The sequence below is a fragment of the Proluteimonas luteida genome (genome assembly GCF_021191695.1).
Lineage (GTDB): Bacteria > Pseudomonadota > Gammaproteobacteria > Xanthomonadales > Xanthomonadaceae > Luteimonas > Luteimonas luteida.
On sequence record NZ_JAIWPT010000005.1, the window covers coordinates 117,385 to 141,696 of the forward strand.

The window sequence follows — 24,312 nt, forward strand, 5'->3', positions numbered from 1 at the left end:
GGCGCACCTTCCGGTGCGCCCTACCTCTCACTCGTCCGAGAGCCCGGGGACGGGTCGTCCGCCCATCGGTTCATTGCCCTGGCGTGTGCCCTTCGTCTCGACGCTTGCGACACCGAGCACGATGATGTCTTCCGACGCGTTGGTGCGGGTGTTTTCGTTGGTGCCCATCTCTGTCTCCTTCGGTCTGCGTCACGGACGTCCCATGACGATTGCAGCGTAGGAGGCTGGGTTTTTGATTTTCAAATAATTATTGCGTGATTATCTGGTAATTATTTCCGGTCTGTGATGGCTGTCCCTGCAGTGGTGGTCCGGAGTGGGGCGCCGGTATGTGCGCAGGTACGGTGTCGCACGCCGGGCGCCCTGGTGCTGACTTCCGCGATACGCGGATCGCGGCGGAATTTGTGGCGGACGCACCGCGCAGTGGAGTCCGCGCGATGCAGGCTACGGGTGCGGCGCACGGCCGTCGCCCGCTTGCAGGCGAGGTATCTCTCTCAGTGGAGGGCGTCGAGGCCGTCGTTGAGCACAGCCACGATGCAGGGCGTGAGCCGCTTGCGGCGTTCGTGGTAGGCGCGGATTGCGGCTTCGAGGGCAGGGATGTCGCGCTGCTGCCAATGCCGGTCCAGCGTCGAGAGTTCTTCGAAGGCGTCCTCGATCAGCCCCTGCTTGGCACGGCGTACCGGTGCCAGCCGGTCGTTGGCCTGCTTCACGGCCTGGTGCAGGGACCGGTGGGCGCTTGCGCGGGCGATGGCGTCGAACAGTTGCCATGTCCGCTTCACCAGGTCGTCGCCGGCGGAAGCGGTCTTGGGCCTTGTCGTCCTGCGCGTGACCGGAGCGGCATCGATCCGGCACGCCATCAGCAGCAGGCGCTGCATCCAGTCGTAGTGGTCGCGCAGCGTGACTTCGTTGGGCAACGGGACGTGCAGCCCGGCGCGGGCGCAATCGGCGACCAGGCCTTCGCCGACCAGTCGCATCAGGGCCAGCCGGACGGGCGTGGGGCTGGTGTCGAACTCGTCGGCCAGCATGGCCGGGTCGATGCGCTGGCCGGGGACGTAGCGTCCGCACTGCAGCGCCCGCCTGATCCGTCCATGCAGGAATGCACTCTTGGAGTGGTTCTCACTCATCGCCGACTCCATGTCTGCGTATGCGGCCTCCCTGCGCTGGATGTTACAGAAAACCGCGGATCGGGCGCGGGGCAGGGTTTCGCGGGTTCCGGCGATGTGGCCCGGCGCAGGCCTTCGAGCGCGCACAGAAAAAGGGCGCGACTCGCATCGCGCCCTTCTCCTGTCCGGCCCGTACCGGCCCGGTCGTCCTGCCGTGGTGCTTACTTCACTTCGAAGTCGACCTTGCGGTTGCTGGCGCCGTCCAGCGAGATGTCGACGCTGTACCTGCCGGCCGGCAGGCCGCCGGGCTGGCTGATCTGGAAGTTGGTGGTGCCGGGACCGGTGAAGTTGATGGCGGTGGTTTCCTCGTGCACGGTCTGGCCGTCCTGGAAGGTCCACTTGGCATGCAGGTTGCCGGTGACGGGCTCGTTGCCGGCGGCGTTGGTGCTGACCGAGGCGATGATGGTGTCGTTCGGCGCGAAGCTCGTGGTCGGGGTGCTGATCTTCTGGTCGGTGCCGACATTGGTGCCGAGGTCGACGGAGACGATCGAGACCCGGGCGGTGTCGGTGGCGGACGGCAGCGGCGCAGCGGGCTCGGCAGCGGCCGGCGGGGTCGCGGCCGGCGGTGCGACCGCGGGTTCGTCCTTCTTGCAGCCGACGAGGGCGACGCCGCCGATCAGCGCGACGGCCAGCAGGTTGCGGGTAGAGGTGTGCATGGTGGTGTGTCCTTGTAGGGTCAGGCGTTGTCGGTGCCGGCGTCCGCGCCGGGGATGCGCAGCACCTGTCCGGGCTTGATCAGGTCGGGGTTGTCGAGCTGGTCGCGGTTGGCGTCGAAGATCTCGCGCCAGCGGTTGGGCGTGCCGTAGTACTGCTTGGAGATCTTCGAGAGGTTCTCGTTCTTCTCCACGGTATGGCTGCGCTCGGTGATGATCTCCTCGGTGGAGGTCACCTTCGACTGCACGTTGCTGAAGTCGGCCTTGGGCGCGGCCACTTCCTCGGTGGTGCTGACGCCGCCCTGCACCTTGGAAAAATCGGGTTTGTTGTCGTTGCTCATGGGTCAGGCTCCTTCCCAGTTGGCTGGGGCCGGTTGCAAGCGTGGCAGGTGTGCCGTGCAGGGCGCATCACGCCGGTCGTCGGGGGTAACGCGCGCATTCAGTTTAGTCGAAGGTGCGTGGTCCGCGCCGGTGGGTACCGGTCAGCGGATCGCGAACTCGCGGATCTCGACGACGGTGCCGTCGAGGGAGATCTCGACCTTGTAGTCGCCGGTCGGCCAGCCCTCCGGGTGGTGGATGTCGAAGGCCAGCACCTGCGGGCCGGCGGCGACGTCGGCGTCGGTGCTGCGCACCAGCCGGTCCTCGCCGTAGACCCAGCGGGCGTTGAGCTTGGCGGCGCTCTCGCCGTCGGTGGTCACCGAGGCGTAGATGGTGTCGCCGGTGCCGAACTCGGAGGCCGGCGTGGTGACGCGGTTGTCGGCGTCGATTTCGTTGCCGAGCTCGACGCCGGTGACCACCGCCGGCGCGGGCGGGGCCGGTGCCGGCTCCGGGGCGGGCTCGGCGGCGGCCGGCGGGGCGACGGGCGCGGGCGCATCCTGCTTGCAGCCGGCCACGGCCAGGGTGCCCAGCAGGGCGATGGCGAGGATGCGGGGAGTGGGTGACGTCATGGGGCCTCCGGAAGGGATGAAGGGATGCAGGGGCGACCCGGCAGCCGACCGGACCTGCGGCCGCTGTCGCGTGGAGCGCAGCGTCCCACGGCCCCTGTTAAGAATCCATTTCAGGGTGCCGGGCCACGTCGCGGCTACTGCCGCAGGTCGCGTCCGGCGGCAGGCCGCGCGGTGCCGGGCAGGGCGCGCCAGGGGTTGATGTCGAGGCCGCCGCGGCGGGTGTAGCGCGCCTCGACCGAAAGCGCCTCGGGCCGGCAGCGCGCCAGCAGGTCGACGAAGATGCGCTCCACGCACTGTTCGTGGAACCCGGCGTGGTCGCGGAACGACACCAGGTAGCGCAGCAGGCCGGCGCGGTCGATGCGCGGGCCGCGGTAGGCGATGGTCAGGCTGGCCCAGTCGGGCTGGCCGGTGACCGGGCAGTTGGACTTGAGCAGCGCCGAATGCAGGCGCTCGTCGGCGGACGTGCCGGCATCGGCCTGCAGCAGCGACGCATCGGGCGGGCCGTAGCCGGCGATGTCGATGTCGAGCGCGTCGATCGACACGGCGTCGCCGGCGCCGGCGTCGATCGGCGGCAGGCCGAACGCGACCTCGACCGGGGCGCCGGCGGCCTGCGACAGGTCCGCGGCGATCCGTGCGCGCACCGCCTCGTCATCGTCGAAGCGGGAGTGGTTGAGCGAGTTGAGGTAGAGCTTCAGCGACTTGGACTCGACCAGCTGCGGCGATCCGGCCGGCACGGTGATCGTCGCGGTGGCGACCACGGGCTTGCCGCGTGCGTCCAGCCAGCCCAGCTCGTAGGCGTGCCAGCGGTCGACGCCGGTGAACGGCAGTGCACCGGCGTCGATGCCGATGTCGCTGCGGCCTTGCGCGCGCGCGATCGGGAACAGCAGGCCGGGGTCGTAGTGCCGCGGGTAGGCGACCTCGCGGCCGAGCGGGATGGGCGGCGCGGCGGCGGCCGTGGCGGAATCGGGCCCGGCCGGGCCTGGCGTGGATTGCGATGACATGCGGCGATTTTACCGCTGCCCGCGCCGCCGCCGATGCGGTCGCCGTACCGGCGGCCCCTGCGTTCAGCCGGCGCCGCTGCCGTGCAGGTAGTCGAGGCTGAGCTGCAGCAGCGCGCGCAGGCCGAGGTCGAGCGCGGATTCGTCGACGTCGAACTGCGGCGAGTGGTTGCTCGGCGCGCTCATCGGGTCGCGGCCCCGGGGCGTGGCGCCGACGAAGAAGAACAGGCCCGGTACCTCCTTCGCGTAGTAGGCGAAGTCCTCGGCACCCATCGTCAGGCCCGGGTCGACGACGTTCTCCGCGCCGGCGACCGCCTGCAGGCTGGGCAGCATGCGCGCGGTCAGGTCGGGGTCGTTGAAGGTGACCGGGTTGCCGGTTTCGGCCGGCACGTGCGCCTCGACGGTCGCGCCGTGCGCGGCGGCGACGTGCGAGGCGACGTTCTGCAGGTCGGCGAAGATCGCCTGGCGCACGTCCTCGTCGAAGGTGCGGATGGTGCCGACCAGCTCGACGCGGTCGGGAATGATGTTGTAGCGGATGCCGCCGTTGATCGCGCCGAAGGTCACCACCGCCGGCAGCGTGGAGATGTTGGTGCGGCGGCTGACGATGGTCTGCGCGGTGCCGACCAGGTCGGCCGCGGCGACGATCGGGTCGATGCCGCCCCATGGCCGCGAGCCGTGCGTCTGCCGGCCGACGACGTCGATCGCGAACCGGTCGGACGCGGCCATCAGCGGGCCGCCGCGTACGCCGATCTGCCCGGCCTGCAAAGTCGAGAACACGTGCAGGCCGAATACCGCCTCGGGTTCGAAGCCGCGGAAGATGCCCGCGTCCAGCATCATCGACGCGCCGCCGTCCTCGCCCTCGGGCGGGCCTTCCTCGGCCGGCTGGAACACGAACAGCACCTCGCCCGGCAGTTCGTCGCGCATCGCCACCAGCGCCTCGGCCACGCCCATCAGGATCGCGGTGTGCGCGTCGTGGCCGCAGGCGTGCATCACCCCGGTGGTCTGGCCGCGGTACTCGGCGGTGGCGGTGGAGGCGAACGGCAGGCCGGTCTGCTCGGTGACCGGCAGCGCGTCCATGTCGGCGCGCAGGGCGATCCGTGGGCCGGGGCGGCCGCCCTTGAGCACGGCGGTCACGCCGGTGTGGGCGATGCCGGTCTCCGGTTCCAGGCCGAGGCTGCGCAGGTGCTCGGCCACCTTGGCCGCGGTACGGGTCTCGCGGTTGCCGAGTTCCGGGTGCTGGTGGATGTCGCGGCGCCAGTCGACGACTTTCGCCTGCAGCGCGGTCGCGGCACTGGCGACTTCGGTGCGTTGCGCGTCCTGGGCGAAGGAGGACAGCGGAAGGGCAGTGCAGGCACACAGCAGCGCAGCGGCAAGACGTGGCATCGAAGCGGCTCCCCGGGTTGGTGTACCGATGCTAGAGGATTTGTGCGGGTGGCGGGATGCGCGGGCATCGTGCGTTGGCGGGTCTCGACCCGCCCTACGGAGAAGCGCGTCGGGTAGGGCGGGTCTCGACCCGCCGCAGCTTCCCTCTCAGCCCTCGCCTTCGAGCAGGTCCAGCGTCGCCCGCAGCATCGCGCGCATGCCCACTTCCAGCGCGGCCTCGTCGGGCGCGTAGTGCGGCGAGTGGTTGATCGGCATTGTCGCCGGGTCCTGGCCTTCCGGCGTGGTGCCGATGAAGAAGTACGCCCCCGGCACGAGGTTGGCGAACTGCGAGAAGTCCTCGGCGATGGTCTGCATCGGCATCTCGACGACATTGGCCTCGCCCACCGCGGCCTGCAGCGACGGCAGCACGCGGCGCGCGAGCTCGGGATCGTTGATCGTCGCCGGCGCGTTGTTGACGACGTCGAGCGTCGCGGTGGCGCCGGCCGCATGCGCGTAGTCGGTGGCGATGCGCTCGAAGCGCGCGATCACGTCCTCGCGCACGTCGGCGTCATAGGTGCGCAGGGTGCCGACCAGGCGCGCATCGTCGGGGATGATGTTGAAGCGCACGCCGCTCTGGAACTGCCCGGCGGTCAGGACCACCGGCGTGTTCACGATGTTGACCTGGCGCGCGAGCATGCTCTGCGTCGCCAGCAGGATCTGCGCGCCGACGGTGATCGGGTCGACGCCGTCCCACGGCCGCGAGCCGTGCGTCTGCCTGCCGGTGACGGTCAGCGACCATTCGTCGGCGCTGGCCAGCGTCGGCCCGCTGCGGAAGCCGATCTGGCCGGTGTGCAGGCCGGCCCAGACGTGCAGGCCGAGGATCGCGTCGGGCATGCCGCCGTCGAACACGCCCTCGTCGAGCATGCGCCTGGCGCCGAACACCTCGCCGGGCTCCGGCGGGCCTTCCTCGGCCGGCTGGAACACGAACAGGACCTCGCCGGCGAGCTCGTCGCGCATGCCCGCCAGCGCCTCGGCCACGCCCATCAGGATGGCGACGTGCATGTCGTGGCCGCAGGCGTGCATCACGCCGACCGGCTGGCCGCGGTAGTCGGCGGTGACGGTCGAGGCGAACGGCAGGCCGGTCTGCTCGGTGACCGGCAGCGCGTCCATGTCGGCGCGCAGGGCGATGCGCGGGCCGGGCCTGGCGCCCTTGAGCAGCGCGGTGACACCGGTCGGGCCGATGCCCGTGCGCGGTTCCAGGCCCAGGCTGCGCAGATGGTCGGCGACGATCTGCGCGGTGCGGGTCTCCCGGTTGCCGAGTTCCGGGTGCGCGTGCAGGTCGCGGCGCCATTCGACGGCCTTGGGCTGCAGGGCCCGGGTGGTGGCCGCAGGGTCGTCGTCGGCCAGCGCGGGCATGGTCAGGGCGATCGACAACGGCAGCAACAGGGTGGCAAGCAGCGGTGCGGGGCGCAGGGACATGGCAGGCGTTCGGGTGGGGTCGGCCCGATGCTAGAGGATTCCGGGCGTCACGGTTTCGTATGCGCGTCGTCGTCGGGGGTCCGCGATACCGGGCGGAATGTCGTCCCGCGCAGGCCGGGGCGCCGGCGTCTTCCCCGCCTGCGCGGGACGACGCTGCGCGATGTTCCGCCGCGGCGGTGGACCGCCGAGGTGGCCCTCGCGGCGCAGGATGCGGACAATGGCGGCGGACACACCGCGGATCCCGCCGCGTCCCGCTCCCCAACCACGAGGTGCCCATGTCCGACGCCACCCCCGGCCCATCCAGGCTCGCCCAGCTGCGCGAGATGTCGGTCGTCGTCGCCGACACCGGCGACTACGAGGCGATCGAACGCCTGAAACCGGTCGACTGCACGACCAATCCCACCCTGGTGCGCAAGGCGCTGGACCTGCCGATCTATGCGGATCTGGTCGAGCGCGAGCTCGAACGCGCGAAGGATATCGGCGGCGAGCCCGGGCACGTCGCGCGCCAGGTCGTCGACCGCCTGACGATCGGCGTCGGCCGCAAGCTGGCCGGGCTGGTGCCGGGCCGGGTCTCGACCGAGGTCGACGCCGACCTGGCGCACGACACCGAGGCCACGGTCGCCAAGGCGCGCCAGTTCATCGACATGTACCAGGACGCCGGGGTGCCGCGCGACCGCGTGCTGATCAAGATCGCCGCGACCGTCGAGGGCATCCGCGCGGCCAAGGAACTGCAGCGCGAGGACATCGACTGCAACCTGACGCTGATCTTCAACCGGACCCAGGCGATCGCCTGCGCCGAGGCCGGGGTGTTCCTGATCTCGCCGTTCGTCGGCCGCATCCTCGACTGGCATGTCGCGCGCGGCGAGGTGCCGGCGACGATCGACGACGACCCGGGCGTGCGCTTCGTGCGCGACGTCTACACCGAGTTCAAGCGCCGCGGATCGCCGACGGTGGTGATGGGCGCCTCGTTCCGCTCGACCGCGCAGATCGAGGCGCTGGCCGGCTGCGACCGGCTGACGATCTCGCCGGAACTGCTGCAGGCGCTCGACGCCGAGCACGGCGAGCTGCCGCGCAAGCTGTCGCCGGGCAAGGCGGACGGCGGCCCGACGCCGCCGGTGGATGCCGAGGGCTTCGCCCGCGACCTTGCGGCCGATCCGATGGCCACCGAGAAACTGCGTGACGGCATCGCCGCGTTCGCCAGGGACCTCGAGGGCTTGCGGCAGACGATCGCCCAGCGGCTGCAGGCGGCGCGATGAGCCTGCGGGCATGGTCCGCGCTGCTGGCGGCGGCGCTGGGCCTGGCCGCCTGCGGCAGCGCGCCACCCCTGGCCGAGGCCGCGCCGGAAGGGCCGGCCCATGAGCTCCGCGGCGGGCGCGCGAAGGGCTATCTGGCGCCCGTGCCGGCGTTCGACAGCGCGGCCCTGCTGCCCGCGCCGCCTGCGCCCGGCTCCGCCGGGCAGGCGCTCGACGATGCCGTCAGCGCGCGGGCGCTCGCGCTGCACGGCACCGCGCGCTGGAGGCAGGCGACGGTCGATGCCGCGCTCGGTTTCCCGCAGGCCGCCGGGCTGTTCGCCTGCGCGCTGGGCGTGCGCATCGATGCGACGGAAACGCCGGCACTGGCCACCCTGCTGCATCGCAGCCTCGCCGACGCGTCCGCCGCCGGCAGCGCCGCGAAGCGCCAGTGGCAGCGGCCGCGGCCGTTCATGGTCAACGCGGCGCCGACCTGCGCGCCCGGCGACGAACCCGGCTTGCGCGGCAACGGTTCGTATCCGTCGGGCCATACCGCGATCGGCTGGACCTGGGCGCTGTTGCTGGCCGAGCTGGCGCCGGACCGCGGCGACGCCCTGCTGCAGCGCGGCCGCAGCTACGGCGAGAGCCGGCTGGTGTGCAACGTGCACTGGTACAGCGACATCCAGCAGGGCCAGCTGGTGGGCGCGGCGACCGTCGCGCGGCTGCACGCCGATCCCCGGTTCCGCGCGGATTTCGACGCCGCGGCGCGCGAGATCGCCGACCAGCGGGCGCGTGGCGCGACGCCGGCGGGCTGCGCGACCGAAGCCGACGCACTGCGGGTCTCGCCGCTGGACGACGTTGATGCCGGGCACTGATCCGGCGCGCCCGGGCATGCCCGCGTCGACGGGCGGCGCGCCCGGTCCCGTCGATCGTCCGGCGGTCGATCCCGACCCGCGGCCGCAGCCCCCGGAACCGCCGCTCCCCAGCGACTGCTGCGACAGCGGCTGTTCGATGTGCGTCCACGACGTCTACGCCGAGGAACTGCAGGACTACCGCGAGCGCCTGGCGCGCTGGCGCGAGCGGCACCCGGCCGTGCCGGACGCCGGCGCCGGCGGCTCTTCGCAGCCGTGACGCCGGGCCTCCGGTCCGGGACGGGACCGGGACCGGAGGCGTGGACGCGCCTTCTCCTAACGTTCTCGCCTGCCGCGTGCAATCCACTGCTGCAACCGGGGCCGATTCCGATGGAGTGGCCGGGCTGGAGCACCGCAGGCAGGATCGCAGCCGTGGTCCCGTGTCAGTGGGAAGCGCCGGGGGCGCGCCGCATGCCGGCTTTGGGCCGTTCCTCGCCTCGGCACCGTGCCCGCCAGCTGGCCGGCGACATGCCGAACCGGGCCTGGAACGCGCGCTGGAACTGGCGCTCGGATTCGAAGCCCAGGTCGTACAGCAGCCAGGTGATGCTGTGGTGGGGTTCTTCGCGCAGGCGACGGCGCGCCGCGACCAGCCTGCGTTCGCGGATGTAGCGCGAGACGCCGCCCAGCGGCTGGAACATCCGGTACAGCGTGGGCCGCGAGACGAAGAACAGGCGCTGCAGGAAATCGCAGTCCAGCGCCGGATCCTCCAGATGCTCCTCGATGCAGCGCAGGATCCGCGTCACGCGCGGGTTGTCCTGGTGTGCCATTGGCGCGGGCGTGCCACCCGCGACCGCCCTGCCGGTGCCGTGTATCGATGTCATGTCGTGCCCCCCGTTCCTGCCCCGCGCCGGATCGACGCCCTGTAACCAAGCAATGCGCAGAACGGGACCGGATCCCCTCACGGCCTTTTCACGATTCTTCTGATCGACGCGCTGAGACGAATTGTCGGGTGGGCGCTGGCGCCCGTTCCTAATCTCCGCTGCGCTGGTCGGGCCTGCATCGGCCGGGCCATTCGCGGGGCACGGGGTCGAACGCCGGCCGGGTCACAGCGGCAGCGGCGGGGATCGTGGCGAAGCGGGACGTCGGGCGGTGCGCCAGCGTGGCGCTGCGGCGGGGATCGATGCGCATACCGGGACCACCGCCGTGGCCCGCCCGTGCATGGCGCGGGCGAGGACGGCCGGAGCCCCGGCCAGGAAACGCCAACGGAGGCCAGCCATGGCAAACAGCCAGAAATTCATTGCGCGCAACCGCGCGCCCCGTGTGCAGATCGAGTACGACGTCGAGGTCTACGGCGCGCAGAAGAAGGTGCAGATCCCGTTCGTCATGGGCGTGCTCTCGGACCTGTCCGGCGCCAACGCCGGCGAGCTGCCGCCGGTCGAGGAGCGCAAGGCGCTGGCGATCGACGTCGACAACTTCGACAGCCGCCTGCAGTCGATGAAGCCGCGGGTCACCGCCAAGGTGCCGAACACGCTGACCGGCGAGGGCGAGCTGTCGATCGACATCACCTTCGAGAGCATGGACGACTTCTCGCCGGCCGCCGTGGCGCGCAAGGTCGAACCGCTCGCCAGGCTGCTTGAGGCGCGCACCCAGCTGGCCAACCTCGACACCTACATGGACGGCAAGGCCGGCGCCGAATCCCTGATCGCGCAGGCGATCCGCGACCCCGCGCTGCTGCAGGCGCTGACCTCCGCGGCCAAGCCCGCGGACGAACAGTAAGGAACCACGACCATGGCAACCGAACAGCTTGCTGTCGCGCCCGAGGCGGCGCAGGGCCTGGAGGCCGGCGAGTTCGCCGCCCTGCTGGGCAAGGAATTCAGGCCCAAGAGCGAGCGTGCGCGCGAGGAGGTGGAGTCGGCGGTGCGCACGCTGGCCGAGCAGGTGCTCAGCCGTACCGACATCGTCTCCGACGACGTCTCGCAGACGATCAAGGCCTACATCGCCGAGATCGACCGCAAGCTCAGCGAACAGCTGAACCTGGTCATGCATTCGGCCGAGTTCCAGCAGCTCGAGAGCGCCTGGCGCGGCCTGCACTACCTGGTCAACAACACCGAGACCGACCAGCAGCTCAAGATCCGCGTGCTCAACGTCGGCAAGAAGGACCTGGGCAAGGTGCTCAAGCGCTACAAGGGCACCGCCTGGGACCAGAGCCCGGTGTTCAAGAAGATCTACGAGGAAGAGTACGGCCAGCTCGGCGGCGAGCCCTACGGTTGCCTGGTCGGTGACTACCAGTTCGACCACAGCCCGCCGGACGTGGAACTGCTGCGCGGCATCGGCCAGGTGTCCGCCGCCTCGCACGCGCCGTTCATCGCGGCGGCCGGCCCGGGGCTGCTGGGCATGGACAGCTGGAACGAGCTGTCGAACCCGCGCGACCTGGCCAAGATCCAGTCCACGCCCGACTACGCCGCGTGGCGCTCGCTGCGCGAGTCCGACGACGCGCGCTACCTGGCCCTGGCGATGCCGCGCACGCTCGCGCGCCTGCCCTACGGCGCCAAGACCGATCCGGTCGAGGCGTTCGACTTCGAGGAGGACACCTCCGGCGCCGATTCGTCGAAGTACACCTGGCAGAACGCGGCCTACGCGATGGCGGTCAACATCAACCGCTCGTTCAAGGAGTACGGCTGGTGCTCGCGGATCCGCGGCGTCGAGTCCGGCGGCGCGGTGCAGAACCTGCCCACGCACACCTTCCCGACCGACGACGGCGGCGTGGACATGAAGTGCCCGACCGAGATCGCGATCACCGACCGCCGCTCGGCCGAACTCGACCGTCTCGGCCTGATGCCGCTGGTGCACCGCAAGAACTCCGACATGGCCGCGTTCATCAGTGCGCAGTCGCTCAACAAGCCCGAGGAGTTCGACGACCCGGACGCGACCGCCAACGCCGCGCTGGCCGCGCGCCTGCCGTACATGTTCGCGTGCAGCCGCTTCGCGCACTACCTCAAGTGCATCGTGCGCGACAAGATCGGTTCGTTCAGCAGCCGCGACCAGGTCCAGAACTGGCTGCAGAACTGGATCCTCAACTACGTCGACGGCGACCCGGCCAACTCCAGCGAGGACGCCAAGTCGCGCAAGCCGCTGGCCGCCGCCGAGGTGGTGGTCGAGGAGGTCGAGGGCGCGCCCGGCTACTACACCTCCAAGTTCTACCTCAAGCCGCACTACCAGCTCGAGGGCCTGACGGTCTCGCTGCGGCTGGTCTCGCGCCTGCCATCCGAAGCGAAGGGCTGATCCGCCCAGGTCCCGCAAACGCGCGCGGCTCCGGGCCACGCGTCCAACTCTGACGCATCACACACAGGAGCATCACCGTGGCATTCGACATGCATATCAAGTTCGGCAAGGGCAAGGTCACGATCGGGGGATCGTCCGATCACGCGAAGCACAAGGACGAGGTGCCGGTCCTCGCCTGGTCGTGGGGCCTGTCCAACTCGGCCGACCTGCACAACTCCAGCGTCAGCGCCGGCGGCAAGGCGCACGTGCAGGACATCTCGCTGACCAAGTACGTGGATTCGTCGTCGCACTCGCTGCTGCAGGCAGCGGCCACCGGTGCGCGCATCGAGGAGGCGTGGCTCTACGTCACCAACGCCACCGGCGAGCAGACCGACTACGTGACCATCCACCTGAGCAACGGCGTCATGGTGACGTCGGTGTCGACCGGCGGCTCCGGCGGCGAGGACCGCCTGACCGAGAACGTGACCCTGCATTTCGGCAAGTTCAAGTACGGCTTCCAGCCGCAGAAGCCCGACGGCACGAAGGACGGGGCGGCGAAGGAGTTCACCTACGACATCCAGGCCGTCGCCTCGGCCTGACGGATGCCGCGATGACCGCCACCGTCGACGCCGGCGCATTCCGGGTCGCGACCTCGCCGGCGGAACGCCTGCTGCGCGAGGGGCGGCCGGACGAGGCCCTGCAGGCGCTCACCGCGCAGGTGCGCAACGCACCTGCCGATGCGCAGGCCCGTGTGTTCCTGTTCCAGCTGCTCGCCGCGGCCGGCCAGTGGGCACGCGCACGTGCACAGCTCGACGTGGCGACCCGCCTCGACCCGGGCAACGCGATGATCGCCGCCGCGTGGGCGGCGCTGCTCGAGGCCGAGACGGTCCGCGCGGACAGCATTGCGGGCGAACGGGTGCCGACGGTCGTCGGCGAACCCGCCGACTGGCTGCCGCCCCTGCTCGAAGCGCTGCGTCTCGACGGCAAGGGGCAGCACCCGGCGGCCGCGGCACTGCGCGCCCGCGCCTTCGACGCGGCGCCGGCGACGCCGGGCCGGATCGACGGCGCGCCGTTCGCGTGGATCGCCGATGCCGACAGCCGGTTCGGGCCATGCCTGGAGCTCGTGCTGCAGGGCGGCTATGGCTGGGCGCCGTTCGAACGCATCCGCGCGCTGCGCTTCGACGCGCCGGCCAGCCTGGCCGATACCCTGTGGGCGCCGGTGCAGGTGACCTGGCGCAACGGCGGCCAGGCGCACGGCTACGTGCCGGTACGCTATCCCGGCAGCGAGGCGCTGGCCGATCCGGCATTGCGCATGGGGCGGACCAGCGACTGGTCGGCGCTGGACGGGGCGACGTGGATCGGTCATGGGCAGCGCATGCTCGCGACCGACGCCGGCGAGCACGCGCTGCTCGATGTCCGCACGATCGAGTTCGACGGCGGAGACTGACGCCGATGGCCGAGCTCACCACGCAGGAGCGGCTGCAGCCCTCGCTGCTCGACCGGCTCACCGACGACGAGCCGGCGCGGCAGGAGGAGGGCCGGGACCGGCGCGTGATCTCGGCGCAGCGGCTGCGCGAATGCGTGATCCGCGACCTGTCGTGGCTGCTCAACTGCACGAATGCCGAGGCCGACCGCCCGCTCGACCACCTGCCACGGGTCGCGGCTTCGGTACTGAACTTCGGCATTCCGGACCTGACCGGCGTCGCCCGCAGCGGGCTCGACGTCGCCCGCCTCGAACGCCGGCTGCGCGCGACGATCCTCGCCTTCGAGCCGCGCCTGATCGCCGACACCCTGCGCGTCCGCGTGCGCACCGACGTCGGGCGCATGGACGGACGGTCGCTGGTGTTCGACATCGAGTCGGACATGTGGGCGCAGCCGATTCCGCTGAACCTCTACCTCAAGACCGAGGTCGACCTGGAGACCGGCCGCATGGCCGTGTCCGAGGCCTGGGGCTGAAGGATGGATCCGCGCCTGCTCCCGCACTACAACCGCGAACTCGGCTTCGTGCGCGAGATGGGCGCCGAGTTCGCCCGCGAGTACCCGAAGATCGCCGGCCGCCTCGGCCTGGACGGCTTCGAGTGCGCCGATCCCTACGTCGAGCGACTGCTCGAAGGCTTCGCGTTCCTTGCCGCGCGCGTGCAGCTGAAGCTCGACGCGCAGTATCCGGTGTTCACCCAGCACCTGATGGAGATGCTGTACCCGCAGTACCTGCGGCCGGTGCCGTCGATGGCGGTGGTGCAGCTGCATCCCGATCCCAAGGCCGGCACCCTGGCCACGGGGCATCCGGTGCCACGCCACACGCCCCTGCACGGCGTGCCCGGCACCGATGAGCGGACCGCCTGCGAGTTCCGCACCGCGCACGCGTTGACGCTGTGGCCGCTCGAGGTCGCCGCCGCGACCTACTTCGACACGCCCGCCGCGCTCGCCGCCGCCGGCATCGAGGCGCCGGACGGCCGCCAGGTCCGCGCCGGACTGCGCCTGCAGATCCGCACGACCGGCGGCGTCGACCTGTCGACGCTGCCGATCGACGCGTTGCCGGTGTTCCTCGCCGGTGCCGGCGAACTGCCCAAGCGCCTGTACGAACAGCTCTTCGCCGACGCCGAGGCGATGCTGCTGCGCGGCGACGGCACGCAGGCCGCGGTGCAGGTCTGGCAGGGCGGCGATGCGATCCGTCCGCGCGGTTTCGACGATGCGGACGCGCTGCTGCCGGTCGACGGACGCAGCTTCAGCGGCTACCGGCTGCTGCAGGAATATTTCGCCTGCCCGGAGCGCTTCCTGTTCGCCGAGTTCACCGGCCTGCGGCCGGCGCTGCAGCGCATGCGCGGCCAGGCGTTCGAGATCGTCGTGCTGCTGCGGCGCAGCGTCGGCGCGCTGGCACGCGGGCTCGACGCCAGCCACTTCCGCCTGTTCTGCACGCCGGCGATCAACCTGTTCCCGCGCGGTGCCGACCGCATCCACCTGCGCCCGGAGGTCACCGAATACCACGTCGTCGCCGACCGCGTGCGGCCGATGGACTTCGAGGTCGTCGGCGTGGAGCGTGTCGAGGGCTTCGGCGACCGCCAGGAACCGGAGACGCGCTTCCAGCCGTTCTATGGCGGCGACGCGCGCACCTGGCACGCGCGCGAAGGCGCCTACTACACGTTGCGCCGCGAACCCAGGCTGTTGTCGGGACGCCAGCGCCGCCAGGGCGCGCGGTCGAGCTACGTCGGCAGCGAGGTGTTCCTGGCGCTGGTCGATGCCGGCGAACGGCCGCTGCAGACGCCGCTGCGGCAGGTCGGCCTGCAGCTGCTGTGCAGCAACCGCGACCTGCCGCTGCACATGCCGGTGGGCAAGGGCGGGACCGATTTCCATGTCGATGCCGGCGTTCCGGCCGGGCAGGTCCGCTGCGTCGCCGGGCCCTCGCGGCCGCGTCCCGCGGTCGCCGGCGGCGAGACCGCCTGGCGCCTGCTCAGCCATCTGCAGTTCGACTACCTGTCCCTGTTCGAGGGCGATCCCGCGTCCGGCGCGGCCGCATTGCGCGAGATGCTCGCGCTGTACTGCGATCCGCACGATGCGGCCGCGCTGCGCCAGGTCGAGGGCGTGAAGTCGATCGCCTCGGCGCCGATCGTGCGCCGGCTGCCGGTACCCGGACCGATCACCTTCGGGCGCGGGCTGGAGATCGTGCTGACCTGCGACGACAACGCGTTCGAAGGGACCGGCGCCTACCTGATCGGCACGGTGCTGCAGCATTTCTTCGCACGTTACGCCTCGGTCAACGGCTTCACCGAGACGGTGCTGCGCACGCTCGAGCGCCAGCAGGTCGCGCGCTGGCCCGCGCGCCTGGGCACGCGGCAGCTCGCATGAGCATGCACGCGGCCGTCGATGCCGTGCACGATCCCGGCGTCCCGCCGCCGGTGCCGCCGGCCACTGCCGTGCCGCCCACGGGTGACGCGGACGCCGCGCTGCGCACGCATCCGCACGGCTTCGAACTGTTCGCCGCATTGCGCCTGCTCGAACGTACGCACCCGCAGCGTGCACCGCTGGGACGCTCCGCGCGCCCCGGCGAAGACATGGTTCGGCTGCGCCAGCCACCATCGCTGGCGTTCGCGCCGGGCGAGGTCGCCGGCTACCGCAGCGGCGACGCGGCCGGGCCCGCCGTACTCGACACGCCGGTGCTGGGGTTGTTCGGCCCGAACGGCCCGCTGCCGCTGCACCTGACCGAGTACGCGATCGAACGTGCCCAGAGCGCGCGCGACACCACGTTCCGCGCGTTCGCCGACGTGTTCCACCATCGCATGCTGTCGCTGTTCTACCGTGCCTGGGCCGACGCCCAGCCGGTGGTGCAGGCGGAGCGCCGCGGCGACGACCGGTTCGCGTTCCATGTCGGCGCGCTGGTCGGCCTGCCGAGGCCCGGCGCCGGCGACGACCCGGTGGTCGCGACCGGCCTGCGCCACTTCGCCGGCCGGCTGGTCTCGCAGGTCCGCAACGCCGAAGGCCTGCGCGCCCTGCTGGTGCGTGCGTTCGACGTACCGGTCGAGATCGTCGGCTTCGTCGCCGAATGGATGCCGTTGCCGGACGAGGCGCGCCTGCGCCTGGGCCGGCGCACGGTCGCGACGCTCGGCGGCACCGCCGTGCTCGGCGCCCGCGTCCGCGGCGCGCAGCATCGCTTCCGGCTGCGTCTGGGTCCGCTGGATGCGCCCCGCTTCCGCGCGTTCCTGCCCGGCGGCGTCGCCTTGCGCGACCTGGCCGCGCTGGTGCGCGGCTATGTCGGCGACGGCCTGGACTGGGACGTGCAACTGCTGCTGCGCGCCGTCGACGTGCCGACCACGCGCCTTGGCGTCGCGGGGCGGATGGGCCTGGACACCTGGCTTGGCCGCCGCGCCTGGGACCTCGACGATGCCGGCGACGTGATCGTCCGGCCGGCCGCGCGCGCCCACAACGGACACTAGGAGACTCACATGGCGGAAATCAGCCGCAACGCGCTGTTCGGCAAGCTCAACCCCACGACCTACCGCGCGATCGAGAGCGCGACGGTGTTCTGCAAGCTGCGCGGCAATCCGTATGTCGAACTGGTGCACTGGGTCCACCAGCTGCTGCAGCTCGACGACTCGGACCTGCACCGCATCGTCCGCCACTTCGGCGTGGAGCCCTCGAAACTCGCGCGCGACGTCACCGCGGCGCTCGACCGGCTGCCGCGCGGCGCCACCGCGATCTCCGACCTGTCGTCGACGGTGGAGGACGCGGTCGAGCGCGCCTGGGTGTTCGCCACGCTGATGTTCGGCGAGGCGCAGGTGCGCAGCGGCTATCTGGTCGTCGGCGCACTGCGCACCCCGCAGCTGCGCAATGCCCTGCAGGCGATCTCCGCCGAGTTCGGCAAGCTCAAGCCCGAGGCGCTGACCGACGGCTTCGACGCGATCGTCGGCGACTCGCCGGAAACCGGCCAGCGCGCCAGCGACGGTTTCGACCTCGGCGGCGCGCCCGGCGAGGCCAGCGGCGCGATCGCACCGGCGGCGATGGGCAAGCAGGAGGCGCTGAAGAAATTCACCACCGACCTGACCGAACAGGCGCGCAGCGGCAGGCTCGACCCGATCATCGGCCGCGACGATGAGATCCGCCAGGTCGTCGATATCCTGATGCGCAGGCGCCAGAACAACCCGATACTGATCGGCGAGGCCGGCGTCGGCAAGACCGCGGTGGTCGAGGGCTTCGCCCAGCGCATCGCCCGCGGCGACGTGCCGCCGGCGCTCAAGGAGGTCGAGCTGCGCGCGCTCGACGTCGGCCTGCTGCAGGCCGGCGCCAGCATGAAGGGCGAGTTCGAGCAGCGCCTGCGCGCGGTGATCGACGAAGTGCAGGCCAGCGCGAAGCCGATCATCCTGTTCGTCGACGAGACCCATACCCTGGTCGGCGCCGGCGGCGCGGCCGGCACCGGCGACGCCGCCAACCTGCTGAAACCCGCGCTCGCGCGCGGCACGCTGCGCACGATCGGCGCGACCACCTTCGCCGAGTACAAGAAGCACATCGAGAAGGACCCGGCGCTGACCCGGCGCTTCCAGTCGATCCAGGTCGACGAGCCCGACGAGATCAAGGCCGTGCTGATGATGCGCGGCGTCGCCAGCACGATGGAGGCGCACCACAAGGTGCAGATCCTCGACGAGGCGCTGGAGGCCGCGGTCAAGCTGAGCCATCGCTACATTCCCGCGCGGCAGCTGCCGGACAAGTCGGTCAGCCTGCTCGACACCGCCTGCGCGCGCGTCGCGGTGAGCCTGCACGCGGTGCCGGCCGAGGTCGACGACAGCCAGCGCCGCATCGAATCGCTGCAGACCGAGCTTGCGATCATCGCCCGCGAGCAGGCCATCGGCATTCCCGTCGTCGAGCGCGAGGCCGCGTGTCGCGCGGCGCTGGATGCCGAGACCGCGCGCCTGGCCGGCCTGCAGCAGCGCTGGGAGGCGGAGAAGCGTCTGGTCGACGAGCTGCTCGCGCTGCGCGGCAGGCTGCGCCTTGGCGCGGCGCCGGTCGAGCGCACCGGCAGCGAACTGGAAGCGGCCGCCGATGCCGAGGCCGAGGACCTGGTGCCGCAACCCGGTGCCGAGGACCGCGCCGAGCTCTTGGCACGGCTGCGGAAGGTGCAGGCCGAACTCGCCGAGCTGCAGGGCGAGCATCCGCTGATCCTGCCGACGGTCGACTACCAGTCGGTCGCGGCCGTGGTCGGCGACTGGACCGGGATCCCGGTCGGGCGCATGGCGCGCAACGAGATCGAGACCGTGCTGCGGCTGCCGGAACTGCTGGGCAAGCGCGTCATCGGCCAGGACCACGCGATGGAGATGATCGCCCGGCGCATCCAGACCAGCCGCGCCGGCATCGACAACCCGTCCAAGCCGATCGGCGTGTTCATGCTGGCCGGCACCTCCGGCGTCGGCAAGACCGAGACCGCGCTGGCGCTGGCCGAGGCCCTGTACGGCGGCGAGCAGAACCTGATCACCATCAACATGAGCGAGTACCAGGAGGCGCATACGGTCTCCTCGCTCAAGGGTGCGCCGCCCGGCTACGTCGGCTACGGCGAGGGCGGCGTGCTGACCGAGGCCGTGCGCCGCAAGCCCTATTCGGTGGTGCTGCTCGACGAGGTCGAGAAAGCCCACCCGGACGTGCACGAACTGTTCTTCCAGGTCTTCGACAAGGGTGTCATGGAGGACGGCGAGGGCCGCCGCATCGACTTCCGCAACACCCTGATCCTGCTGACCACCAATGCCGGCACGGACATGATCGCCGGCCTGTGCGCCGACCCGGAGCTGATGCCGGAACCCGAGGGCATGGCCAAGGCCCTGCGCGAGCCGCTGTTGAAGATCTTCCCGCCGGCGCTGCTGGGGCGGCTGGTGACGATTCCGTATTACCCGCTCAGCGACGCGATGCTGGGCGAGATCGTCAAGCTGCAGTTGAATCGCATCAAGAAGCGGGTGGAGCAGCGCTACAGGATCCCGTTCGAGTACGACGAGGACGTGGTGAAGCTGGTGGTGAGTCGCTGTACTGAGAGCGAGTCCGGTGGGCGGATGATCGACGCGATTTTGACCAACACGATGTTGCCGGAGATCAGCCGGGAGTTTCTGGGGCGGATGGTCGACGGAAGGGAGGTGTCGGGCGTGCGCGTGACGACGGCGGATGCCGGATTCGGGTACAGCTTCGATCGATGATCCAGAGACACCCGGGTTGACGATCCGAATCGCGGCGATTGAGCGGGGACATCCGGTGGTGTCCGAATCGACCAGGTCCGGTGTCGGCGTCGCGGAGTTCGGGCGGGAGTGAGGTGGCAATCTGTTCCCGTGGGTTCGGACGGGAGTCGTGCGACGGGATCGCGTTTGATCGGATGTGACTGCGTGCGACGGAAGGGAGTTGGGTCTGTCAGACGGCAAGCGTGAAGGAGTTCCATGCCTTACGAAAGTATCAGCAAGAATGTACCGATGGAAATCGGCAAGGGGGCGCGCCTGAAGCACAGGGGCGAGGGTACGTGGACGGTGAGCAGTGCATTCTCTGGATCGGGTTCGGTCAAGGTAACTCTTGTTCTGCTGGACGAATCATCGGGCAACCTCTTCTACAACAAGCATGTCCGGCGTCGAGGCGAGGATGCCGATTTCATCAGGAAGTTGAGGAATCCAGGAAAGAACGACGGGGACTACGGATACGCGATATCCGAGGTCGGACTAAAGGCAGTCACGGCGAATTTGAACAAATTCACGGTGATCAGCTTGGAGAGGATCGACTTGTCGCACATGCTTTTCAAGATGGCCGAAGCCCTTCACGCGGCGAGCAGCAAGATTCCATTGAAGGTCTACCAGAACCATCTCACGGAGGTGGATTTCGTGGTTGGCGGATCCGTCGTCCTGGTGGATGGGCAGAAGGAGTCCCTGTCGTCGAGTATCGGAATCGGCGGGACGAAGACGGCGGACGACGGAGTGAACATGACGTTCGAGATCAGTCACGGAGTGTCCGTATGAACGGGCTGCGAGAGCCGAGCCCGGGTCCGGGTCCGGCCTGAAGGAGTTCCGTCGGAGCGTGAGTTCCCGATATCGACCCGGAGGATGTTCCTTATGCCCGAAATAAAATCGTTCGTTCCCATGACGGGGCGTGGTGCCTTCGATGCCGCCTATCTGGATGGAACAGGCGCCATGGTCATCACGGTCAAGGTCTTTCCGAACTACGAGAATCGCGTCATCGAAGGAGTGTCCTGGTCGGAAACGGACAAGGTGAAGTTCGAACTGGCCGCCAAGTCCGCGGTCAGCGAGCACTGGAACTACAAGCATCACCTCGTCAATCGAAAGAAGAATCCGATGAGGAGGGTCGCGGTGCTGTTCAACGTGCAGTTCGTGCGCACCAGGAGCGAAGCGACCGTCATCATGAACGTGCCGAGATACTCTTCGGCATACGGCCCAGGGGAACTCGCGCGTTGCGACTCCTACGTGGGTTTGAGCCAGATTGACAGTGGCAACATCGCCGCGCAATCGACCGCCATGGTTCATAGCGAGTCCACCGGCCTCGTCAATGTCAAGTTGACCGAGGCGGGCAACGTGTCGCGCGACGAACGCCGTCGGATCGAAGCGCTGTTCCCGCCGCTCGGCCTCGATGCCATGGCGCTGAACCCCCATGGCGTCCTGACGCCGCAAGTGAAGGTCGACCTCGCGAACCTGGGATTCCGCATCAAGACCGGGCCACCCTCGCGCCCGCTGGTTCCGCTGGTGGTGAAAGCGCGTTACAGTGCGGCGAACGGTGCGTCGGCCGGAAAGGTGGTCAAGCAGATGCGCGCAGTGCGCGATCAGTTGCTGGCGTTCGGTGTGTGCAACCCGGTGAGTGTCGATCCATCACCGCTCAACGACCTGAATCTTCCTGGTGCCGGATCCATCGGGCTGGAGTGCGACCTGGCCTTCGAGACCACCTTCGACGACGACATGTGGATGAACATCTTCGCCCATGAGTACGGGCACATGCTGGGTCTTCCGGACGAGTATGACGCGCCGCCGGCTCCCGGCGACACTTCCTCGAAAGCGATCGCCATCAGGCGGTTCCTGGCGATGTGCCAGGTTCACGATGCCACGAAACCGGCAATGGGAATGATGACTACGAGCATCATGTGCAAGGGCCGCGACATCCTCCCCTGTCATATGCTGCCCGCACTCGAGGCGATGACTCGTATCACCAATGAGGAAGGCTGGACCGTCGGTTGAGGAGGTGGATGCGAGCCGGCATCCGGGAAGAAGCGGGAAGCGACGGCGGAAAGAACGGTGCCAGGTTCACTTCGGCAGGGCCTGCGCGAACGAGCGCAGACTTGTAGCTTCATGGGGTCGCGGCAGTGTTCCGTATTTGCGAATCCTCACCTGATACGCATGAGATGAATTGACGCGCCAGCGTGCGGGCGGCGAAGCAACATCTTCGGGTCCAGGTTCGACTCGGCGGGCTGCGCGGAGAGTGTTCGCGGTGGCTGGTCGTCCAGTGGGCCTGCCGGAAGTGCGCAGGGCGCTACACACCTTGGGTTTCTTCGTTCTCGACAGCGAACTGTACCTGGCATCGTTGACCCGTCTTGCGTGCGAAGCCGGCGTCACGTTTCCGCTCTGCTTCTGCTGGGGTTCCGCATGAGATTGAACGCCATCTATATTGCTGAGGACACGGCCGGACATGGCGGTTCCCTGGTCTTTCCCAGGGTCAGCACCTGCGTGGCGGTGGTTGTCAGGCTGCCCGCTGAACTGGTGGGTTGGCACGTCACTACCGGCACGCTTGCTACGATCGAAAGCAACAAGAACAGCGCGCAGGGCGCGGCCAAGTTCATCGAGTATGCCGGCGCCGTACAGGATACCGATGAGCTTTACATCGTTGGACATGTCGGCAACCACGATCCCGGGGCCGTTCGCGACTGGGTCAATCGCGGGTTGGGCGTGGACATGGCGGCAAAGGCGTTCGATGTCGCATCCCACTCCAAGGCCAAGCCGGGTGGTGAGTACCACATTTTTTTCGGGCATGCCGGTGGTGGCGACCCGGTCATTTCCTTCAAAAAGTCGAAAAAGACAACGCAAGGCCAGCTCGTCGGTGGCGACGCGAATGCGCCGCAGGGTTTGCCCGATAACCTGGGAAGGGGCTACGTTCCGGTCCACAATCGCAGCTCGTCCTTGACCGTGCAAAACGTGCATGTGCTGCGGAAGCACTTCGTGAACCTGTAAACGAACCGCGTGAGGAGCCCAGGACCGACTTGTGTGTGTGGACGATGGCGCTGCAACGGCCCACCAGAGCCAGCCTGGTTAGGTCATTGGGCGGTCTCAATAATCAAGTGCGGCGCGTGATTTGAACCCGGCGATTTCCTTCTCCATCGTCTCCTGTGGCGCAGCCCGCCCCGGTATCTTTCGCGGTCGCCCCTTGCATCCGCGATCCGCACATCCCGGGCCGTGGCGCACGGCGTTCGTCAATGGCTGGTAACGGTGCCAGGTTGACCTGGCCTCAATGCGGCCGGCCCCATTTCGGCCGATGTCGCAGCGCCCGGCCATGGCGGCCGATCTGCACCAATTGAAGCCGCAAGTGGACTCGTCTCCGTTCCTCTGCATTGTCTCCCGCCACCCGGCCCGTCATGCCGGGGACGCAGCACTGCTGAGACGAACTGTCGCCTGCCGACCATGCCGAAGCCCTAACGTCCGCAGTTTCCCGGTCGACTCCGCATGGCCGCGTCCTCCTTCCGGAAGGTGCCCGCGTGCGTGTCGCCCTCGATCGCGATGGAGAATCCCGATATGCCGCTGCTCTACCAGAACCTCGGCTGGAGCCGACGCCTGTACGAAACCGTGTTCGCCGGGGCCCACGACGCCTCGATCACGTCGGGCTCGTCGTGTGCGCAGACCCAGTCGCTGGACATCGCCGACCAGGCGCGTGCCGGTGTGCGGCTGTTCGATCTGCGGATCATCGCGCAGGCGACCCCGGGCGGCCCCAGGCACGTCGGCTATCACGGCAGCCCGGGCGGCAAGAAGGTGGGCACCCTGGCGGTGCCGCGCAATGCCCAGCAGCAGGTCGTCACCCACGCGAAGATCACCGGCGAGTTCGGCCTTGGCCTGTCGGAGATGCTGGACCAAGCCAGGCACTTCGTCACTTTCAGCGGCGAGTTCCTGATCTTCAAGTTCGACAAGTGCACCAACTACGCGCTGATCGCCGACGAGTGCGTGCAGCGACTTGGCGACGCCATCTACAAACCCATCGGCAAGGAGTTCGGCAAGCTCACGCTTGGGGACCTGTCGGGCAAGGTGGTCTGCGTGTTCAACGACAGCGCGCTGCCGAACATGGCGGCGCTGGGTGCGCAGGACGGGATCCTCGGGTTCCGCAGCCTGCGCGGGGAGAAGAACAGTGTCGGTGCGTACGATCCGCTCTATGCGGGACTGCAGTACTACGGCAAGGGCGGTACCAGCCCCCTGAACATCTGGAAGACCAAGGCCGGGAAGATCGACGAGAACGAGGAGAAGCAGCGCAAGATGTTGCTGGCGATGGCCGCGCAGGCCAATGACGACAGCCCGAACGTGCTGGGGATGATGTACTGGACATCCACCGGTTCGATATCGAGCATCGCCAGTCGCAACCGGGTGATGTGGGGCGCGACCGGCGTGCGGCGCATGGAGCAGCTGTGGGAGGAGGGCCTGGAGGCGTCGATCCGCCTGCAGGCCGAGCGCGACCGGATCCGGGTGATGCGTCACGGCGGGATTCCGCGGCTGAAGGCCTACTTTCCGAACATCGTGATGATCGACTTCGCCGATCCGGACAAGTGCCAGACCATCTATGATCTGAATACCGCCGCCGACGCGAGACTGATCCGGGCCTATTCGGACTGGCGTTCGGCGGCCTGACAGCACCTCGCCGAGGAAATGTCGGCGCGGTCGCCGGCAT

Annotated in this window: 24 protein-coding genes; 15 read left to right on the top strand and 9 right to left on the bottom strand. The window is 69.4% G+C overall.

The genetic code is table 11. The annotated features are described in order from the left end of the window. Positions 1-27 precede the first annotated feature (27 nt). The 8 genes from LDO26_RS06420 to LDO26_RS06455 all read right to left on the bottom strand — a co-directional run bounded on the left by LDO26_RS06420 (position 28) and on the right by LDO26_RS06455 (position 6,599). Entirely contained in the window at positions 28-168 is a 141-nt protein-coding gene (locus LDO26_RS06420; protein WP_232130250.1) for a benenodin family lasso peptide, read from the bottom strand. Between the two features lie 323 nt (positions 169-491). Then, positions 492-1,133, bottom strand: a complete 642-nt coding sequence (locus LDO26_RS06425; protein WP_232130251.1) for a GntR family transcriptional regulator — start codon at positions 1,131-1,133, stop codon at positions 492-494. A 188-nt stretch (positions 1,134-1,321) separates the two neighbouring features. Next, a complete protein-coding gene (locus LDO26_RS06430) occupies positions 1,322-1,816 on the bottom strand; it encodes a hypothetical protein (RefSeq protein WP_232130252.1) in 495 nt (164 codons plus the stop codon). A gap of 20 nt (positions 1,817-1,836) precedes the next feature. After that, the gene (locus LDO26_RS06435; RefSeq protein WP_232130253.1) at positions 1,837-2,154 is read right to left on the bottom strand and encodes a LysM peptidoglycan-binding domain-containing protein; all 318 of its coding nucleotides are present in this window, start codon (positions 2,152-2,154) and stop codon (positions 1,837-1,839) included. A 141-nt stretch (positions 2,155-2,295) separates the two neighbouring features. Next, positions 2,296-2,760, bottom strand: coding sequence for a hypothetical protein (locus LDO26_RS06440; protein WP_232130254.1), 465 nt, complete (start codon positions 2,758-2,760; stop codon positions 2,296-2,298). 134 nt (positions 2,761-2,894) lie between these two features. After that, complete coding sequence (gene queF, locus LDO26_RS06445; protein ID WP_232130255.1) at positions 2,895-3,761, bottom strand: NADPH-dependent 7-cyano-7-deazaguanine reductase QueF; 867 nt, start codon at positions 3,759-3,761, stop codon at positions 2,895-2,897. 63 nt (positions 3,762-3,824) lie between these two features. Continuing rightward, entirely contained in the window at positions 3,825-5,141 is a 1,317-nt protein-coding gene (locus tag LDO26_RS06450; RefSeq protein WP_232130256.1) for a M20 family metallopeptidase, read from the bottom strand. A gap of 147 nt (positions 5,142-5,288) precedes the next feature. Beyond that, a complete protein-coding gene (locus LDO26_RS06455; RefSeq protein WP_435594045.1) occupies positions 5,289-6,599 on the bottom strand; it encodes an amidohydrolase in 1,311 nt (436 codons plus the stop codon). Positions 6,600-6,874: 275 nt separating this feature from the next. On the opposite strand from LDO26_RS06455, the gene LDO26_RS06460 reads away from it, so the two are divergent. From LDO26_RS06460 to LDO26_RS06470, 3 genes are read left to right on the top strand one after another with little or no spacing between them, the layout of a single operon-like run. Further along, positions 6,875-7,855 carry a transaldolase gene (locus LDO26_RS06460; protein ID WP_232130257.1) on the top strand — a complete coding sequence of 327 codons (981 nt, stop codon included), beginning with the start codon at positions 6,875-6,877 and terminating at the stop codon, positions 7,853-7,855. Beyond that, on the top strand, positions 7,852-8,703 hold the full coding sequence (locus tag LDO26_RS06465) for an acid phosphatase (RefSeq protein WP_232130258.1): 852 nt from the start codon (positions 7,852-7,854) through the stop codon (positions 8,701-8,703). The genes LDO26_RS06460 and LDO26_RS06465 overlap by 4 nt, the downstream gene beginning before the upstream one ends. A gap of 16 nt (positions 8,704-8,719) precedes the next feature. Beyond that, positions 8,720-8,959, top strand: coding sequence for an oxidoreductase-like domain-containing protein (locus LDO26_RS06470; protein WP_232130259.1), 240 nt, complete (start codon positions 8,720-8,722; stop codon positions 8,957-8,959). Positions 8,960-9,122: 163 nt separating this feature from the next. On the opposite strand, the gene LDO26_RS06475 is transcribed toward LDO26_RS06470, so the two are convergent. Next, positions 9,123-9,560: a helix-turn-helix domain-containing protein gene (locus LDO26_RS06475; RefSeq protein ID WP_232130260.1), complete on the bottom strand. Its 438-nt coding sequence runs from the start codon at positions 9,558-9,560 to the stop codon at positions 9,123-9,125. Positions 9,561-9,954: 394 nt separating this feature from the next. Here LDO26_RS06475 and tssB point away from each other — a divergent pair, with 394 nt between their 5' ends. The 12 genes from tssB (at position 9,955) to LDO26_RS06535 (ending at position 24,272) form a co-directional block, all read left to right on the top strand. After that, the gene (gene tssB, locus LDO26_RS06480) at positions 9,955-10,455 is read left to right on the top strand and encodes a type VI secretion system contractile sheath small subunit (protein WP_232130261.1); all 501 of its coding nucleotides are present in this window, start codon (positions 9,955-9,957) and stop codon (positions 10,453-10,455) included. A gap of 12 nt (positions 10,456-10,467) precedes the next feature. Further along, the gene (gene tssC, locus LDO26_RS06485; protein WP_232130262.1) at positions 10,468-11,961 is read left to right on the top strand and encodes a type VI secretion system contractile sheath large subunit; all 1,494 of its coding nucleotides are present in this window, start codon (positions 10,468-10,470) and stop codon (positions 11,959-11,961) included. A 77-nt stretch (positions 11,962-12,038) separates the two neighbouring features. Further along, on the top strand, positions 12,039-12,539 hold the full coding sequence (locus LDO26_RS06490) for an Hcp family type VI secretion system effector (protein WP_232130263.1): 501 nt from the start codon (positions 12,039-12,041) through the stop codon (positions 12,537-12,539). Positions 12,540-12,550: 11 nt separating this feature from the next. Continuing rightward, positions 12,551-13,387, top strand: coding sequence for a type VI secretion system accessory protein TagJ (locus tag LDO26_RS06495; RefSeq protein WP_232130264.1), 837 nt, complete (start codon positions 12,551-12,553; stop codon positions 13,385-13,387). A gap of 5 nt (positions 13,388-13,392) precedes the next feature. Next, positions 13,393-13,896, top strand: a complete 504-nt coding sequence (gene tssE, locus LDO26_RS06500) for a type VI secretion system baseplate subunit TssE (protein WP_232130265.1) — start codon at positions 13,393-13,395, stop codon at positions 13,894-13,896. Positions 13,897-13,899: 3 nt separating this feature from the next. Next, the gene (tssF, locus tag LDO26_RS06505) at positions 13,900-15,783 is read left to right on the top strand and encodes a type VI secretion system baseplate subunit TssF (protein ID WP_232130266.1); all 1,884 of its coding nucleotides are present in this window, start codon (positions 13,900-13,902) and stop codon (positions 15,781-15,783) included. A gap of 2 nt (positions 15,784-15,785) precedes the next feature. Then, on the top strand, positions 15,786-16,868 hold the full coding sequence (gene tssG / locus LDO26_RS06510) for a type VI secretion system baseplate subunit TssG (protein WP_435594050.1): 1,083 nt from the start codon (positions 15,786-15,788) through the stop codon (positions 16,866-16,868). A 9-nt stretch (positions 16,869-16,877) separates the two neighbouring features. Continuing rightward, the gene (tssH, locus tag LDO26_RS06515) at positions 16,878-19,604 is read left to right on the top strand and encodes a type VI secretion system ATPase TssH (protein WP_232130268.1); all 2,727 of its coding nucleotides are present in this window, start codon (positions 16,878-16,880) and stop codon (positions 19,602-19,604) included. 267 nt (positions 19,605-19,871) lie between these two features. Then, on the top strand, positions 19,872-20,405 hold the full coding sequence (locus LDO26_RS06520) for a hypothetical protein (RefSeq protein ID WP_232130269.1): 534 nt from the start codon (positions 19,872-19,874) through the stop codon (positions 20,403-20,405). Positions 20,406-20,498: 93 nt separating this feature from the next. Beyond that, positions 20,499-21,629 (top strand): immune inhibitor A domain-containing protein, encoded by a 1,131-nt coding sequence (locus LDO26_RS06525; protein WP_232130270.1) that lies wholly within the window; start codon positions 20,499-20,501, stop codon positions 21,627-21,629. Positions 21,630-22,034: 405 nt separating this feature from the next. Further along, positions 22,035-22,616 (top strand): hypothetical protein, encoded by a 582-nt coding sequence (locus LDO26_RS06530; protein ID WP_232130271.1) that lies wholly within the window; start codon positions 22,035-22,037, stop codon positions 22,614-22,616. Positions 22,617-23,141: 525 nt separating this feature from the next. Beyond that, positions 23,142-24,272, top strand: coding sequence for a PI-PLC domain-containing protein (locus LDO26_RS06535; RefSeq protein ID WP_232130272.1), 1,131 nt, complete (start codon positions 23,142-23,144; stop codon positions 24,270-24,272). Positions 24,273-24,312 lie beyond the last annotated feature (40 nt).

Coding starts and splice junctions, on each gene's coding strand:
- LDO26_RS06420 (WP_232130250.1), bottom strand. CDS start 168: ATGGGCACCAACGAAAACACCCGCACCAACGCGTCGGAAGACATCATC.
- LDO26_RS06425 (WP_232130251.1), bottom strand. CDS start 1,133: ATGGAGTCGGCGATGAGTGAGAACCACTCCAAGAGTGCATTCCTGCAT.
- LDO26_RS06430 (WP_232130252.1), bottom strand. CDS start 1,816: ATGCACACCTCTACCCGCAACCTGCTGGCCGTCGCGCTGATCGGCGGC.
- LDO26_RS06435 (WP_232130253.1), bottom strand. CDS start 2,154: ATGAGCAACGACAACAAACCCGATTTTTCCAAGGTGCAGGGCGGCGTC.
- LDO26_RS06440 (WP_232130254.1), bottom strand. CDS start 2,760: ATGACGTCACCCACTCCCCGCATCCTCGCCATCGCCCTGCTGGGCACC.
- queF (WP_232130255.1), bottom strand. CDS start 3,761: ATGTCATCGCAATCCACGCCAGGCCCGGCCGGGCCCGATTCCGCCACG.
- LDO26_RS06450 (WP_232130256.1), bottom strand. CDS start 5,141: ATGCCACGTCTTGCCGCTGCGCTGCTGTGTGCCTGCACTGCCCTTCCG.
- LDO26_RS06455 (WP_435594045.1), bottom strand. CDS start 6,599: ATGTCCCTGCGCCCCGCACCGCTGCTTGCCACCCTGTTGCTGCCGTTG.
- LDO26_RS06460 (WP_232130257.1), top strand. CDS start 6,875: ATGTCCGACGCCACCCCCGGCCCATCCAGGCTCGCCCAGCTGCGCGAG.
- LDO26_RS06465 (WP_232130258.1), top strand. CDS start 7,852: ATGAGCCTGCGGGCATGGTCCGCGCTGCTGGCGGCGGCGCTGGGCCTG.
- LDO26_RS06470 (WP_232130259.1), top strand. CDS start 8,720: ATGCCCGCGTCGACGGGCGGCGCGCCCGGTCCCGTCGATCGTCCGGCG.
- LDO26_RS06475 (WP_232130260.1), bottom strand. CDS start 9,560: ATGACATCGATACACGGCACCGGCAGGGCGGTCGCGGGTGGCACGCCC.
- tssB (WP_232130261.1), top strand. CDS start 9,955: ATGGCAAACAGCCAGAAATTCATTGCGCGCAACCGCGCGCCCCGTGTG.
- tssC (WP_232130262.1), top strand. CDS start 10,468: ATGGCAACCGAACAGCTTGCTGTCGCGCCCGAGGCGGCGCAGGGCCTG.
- LDO26_RS06495 (WP_232130264.1), top strand. CDS start 12,551: ATGACCGCCACCGTCGACGCCGGCGCATTCCGGGTCGCGACCTCGCCG.
- tssE (WP_232130265.1), top strand. CDS start 13,393: ATGGCCGAGCTCACCACGCAGGAGCGGCTGCAGCCCTCGCTGCTCGAC.
- tssF (WP_232130266.1), top strand. CDS start 13,900: ATGGATCCGCGCCTGCTCCCGCACTACAACCGCGAACTCGGCTTCGTG.
- tssG (WP_435594050.1), top strand. CDS start 15,786: ATGCACGCGGCCGTCGATGCCGTGCACGATCCCGGCGTCCCGCCGCCG.
- tssH (WP_232130268.1), top strand. CDS start 16,878: ATGGCGGAAATCAGCCGCAACGCGCTGTTCGGCAAGCTCAACCCCACG.
- LDO26_RS06520 (WP_232130269.1), top strand. CDS start 19,872: ATGGAAATCGGCAAGGGGGCGCGCCTGAAGCACAGGGGCGAGGGTACG.
- LDO26_RS06525 (WP_232130270.1), top strand. CDS start 20,499: ATGCCCGAAATAAAATCGTTCGTTCCCATGACGGGGCGTGGTGCCTTC.
- LDO26_RS06530 (WP_232130271.1), top strand. CDS start 22,035: ATGAGATTGAACGCCATCTATATTGCTGAGGACACGGCCGGACATGGC.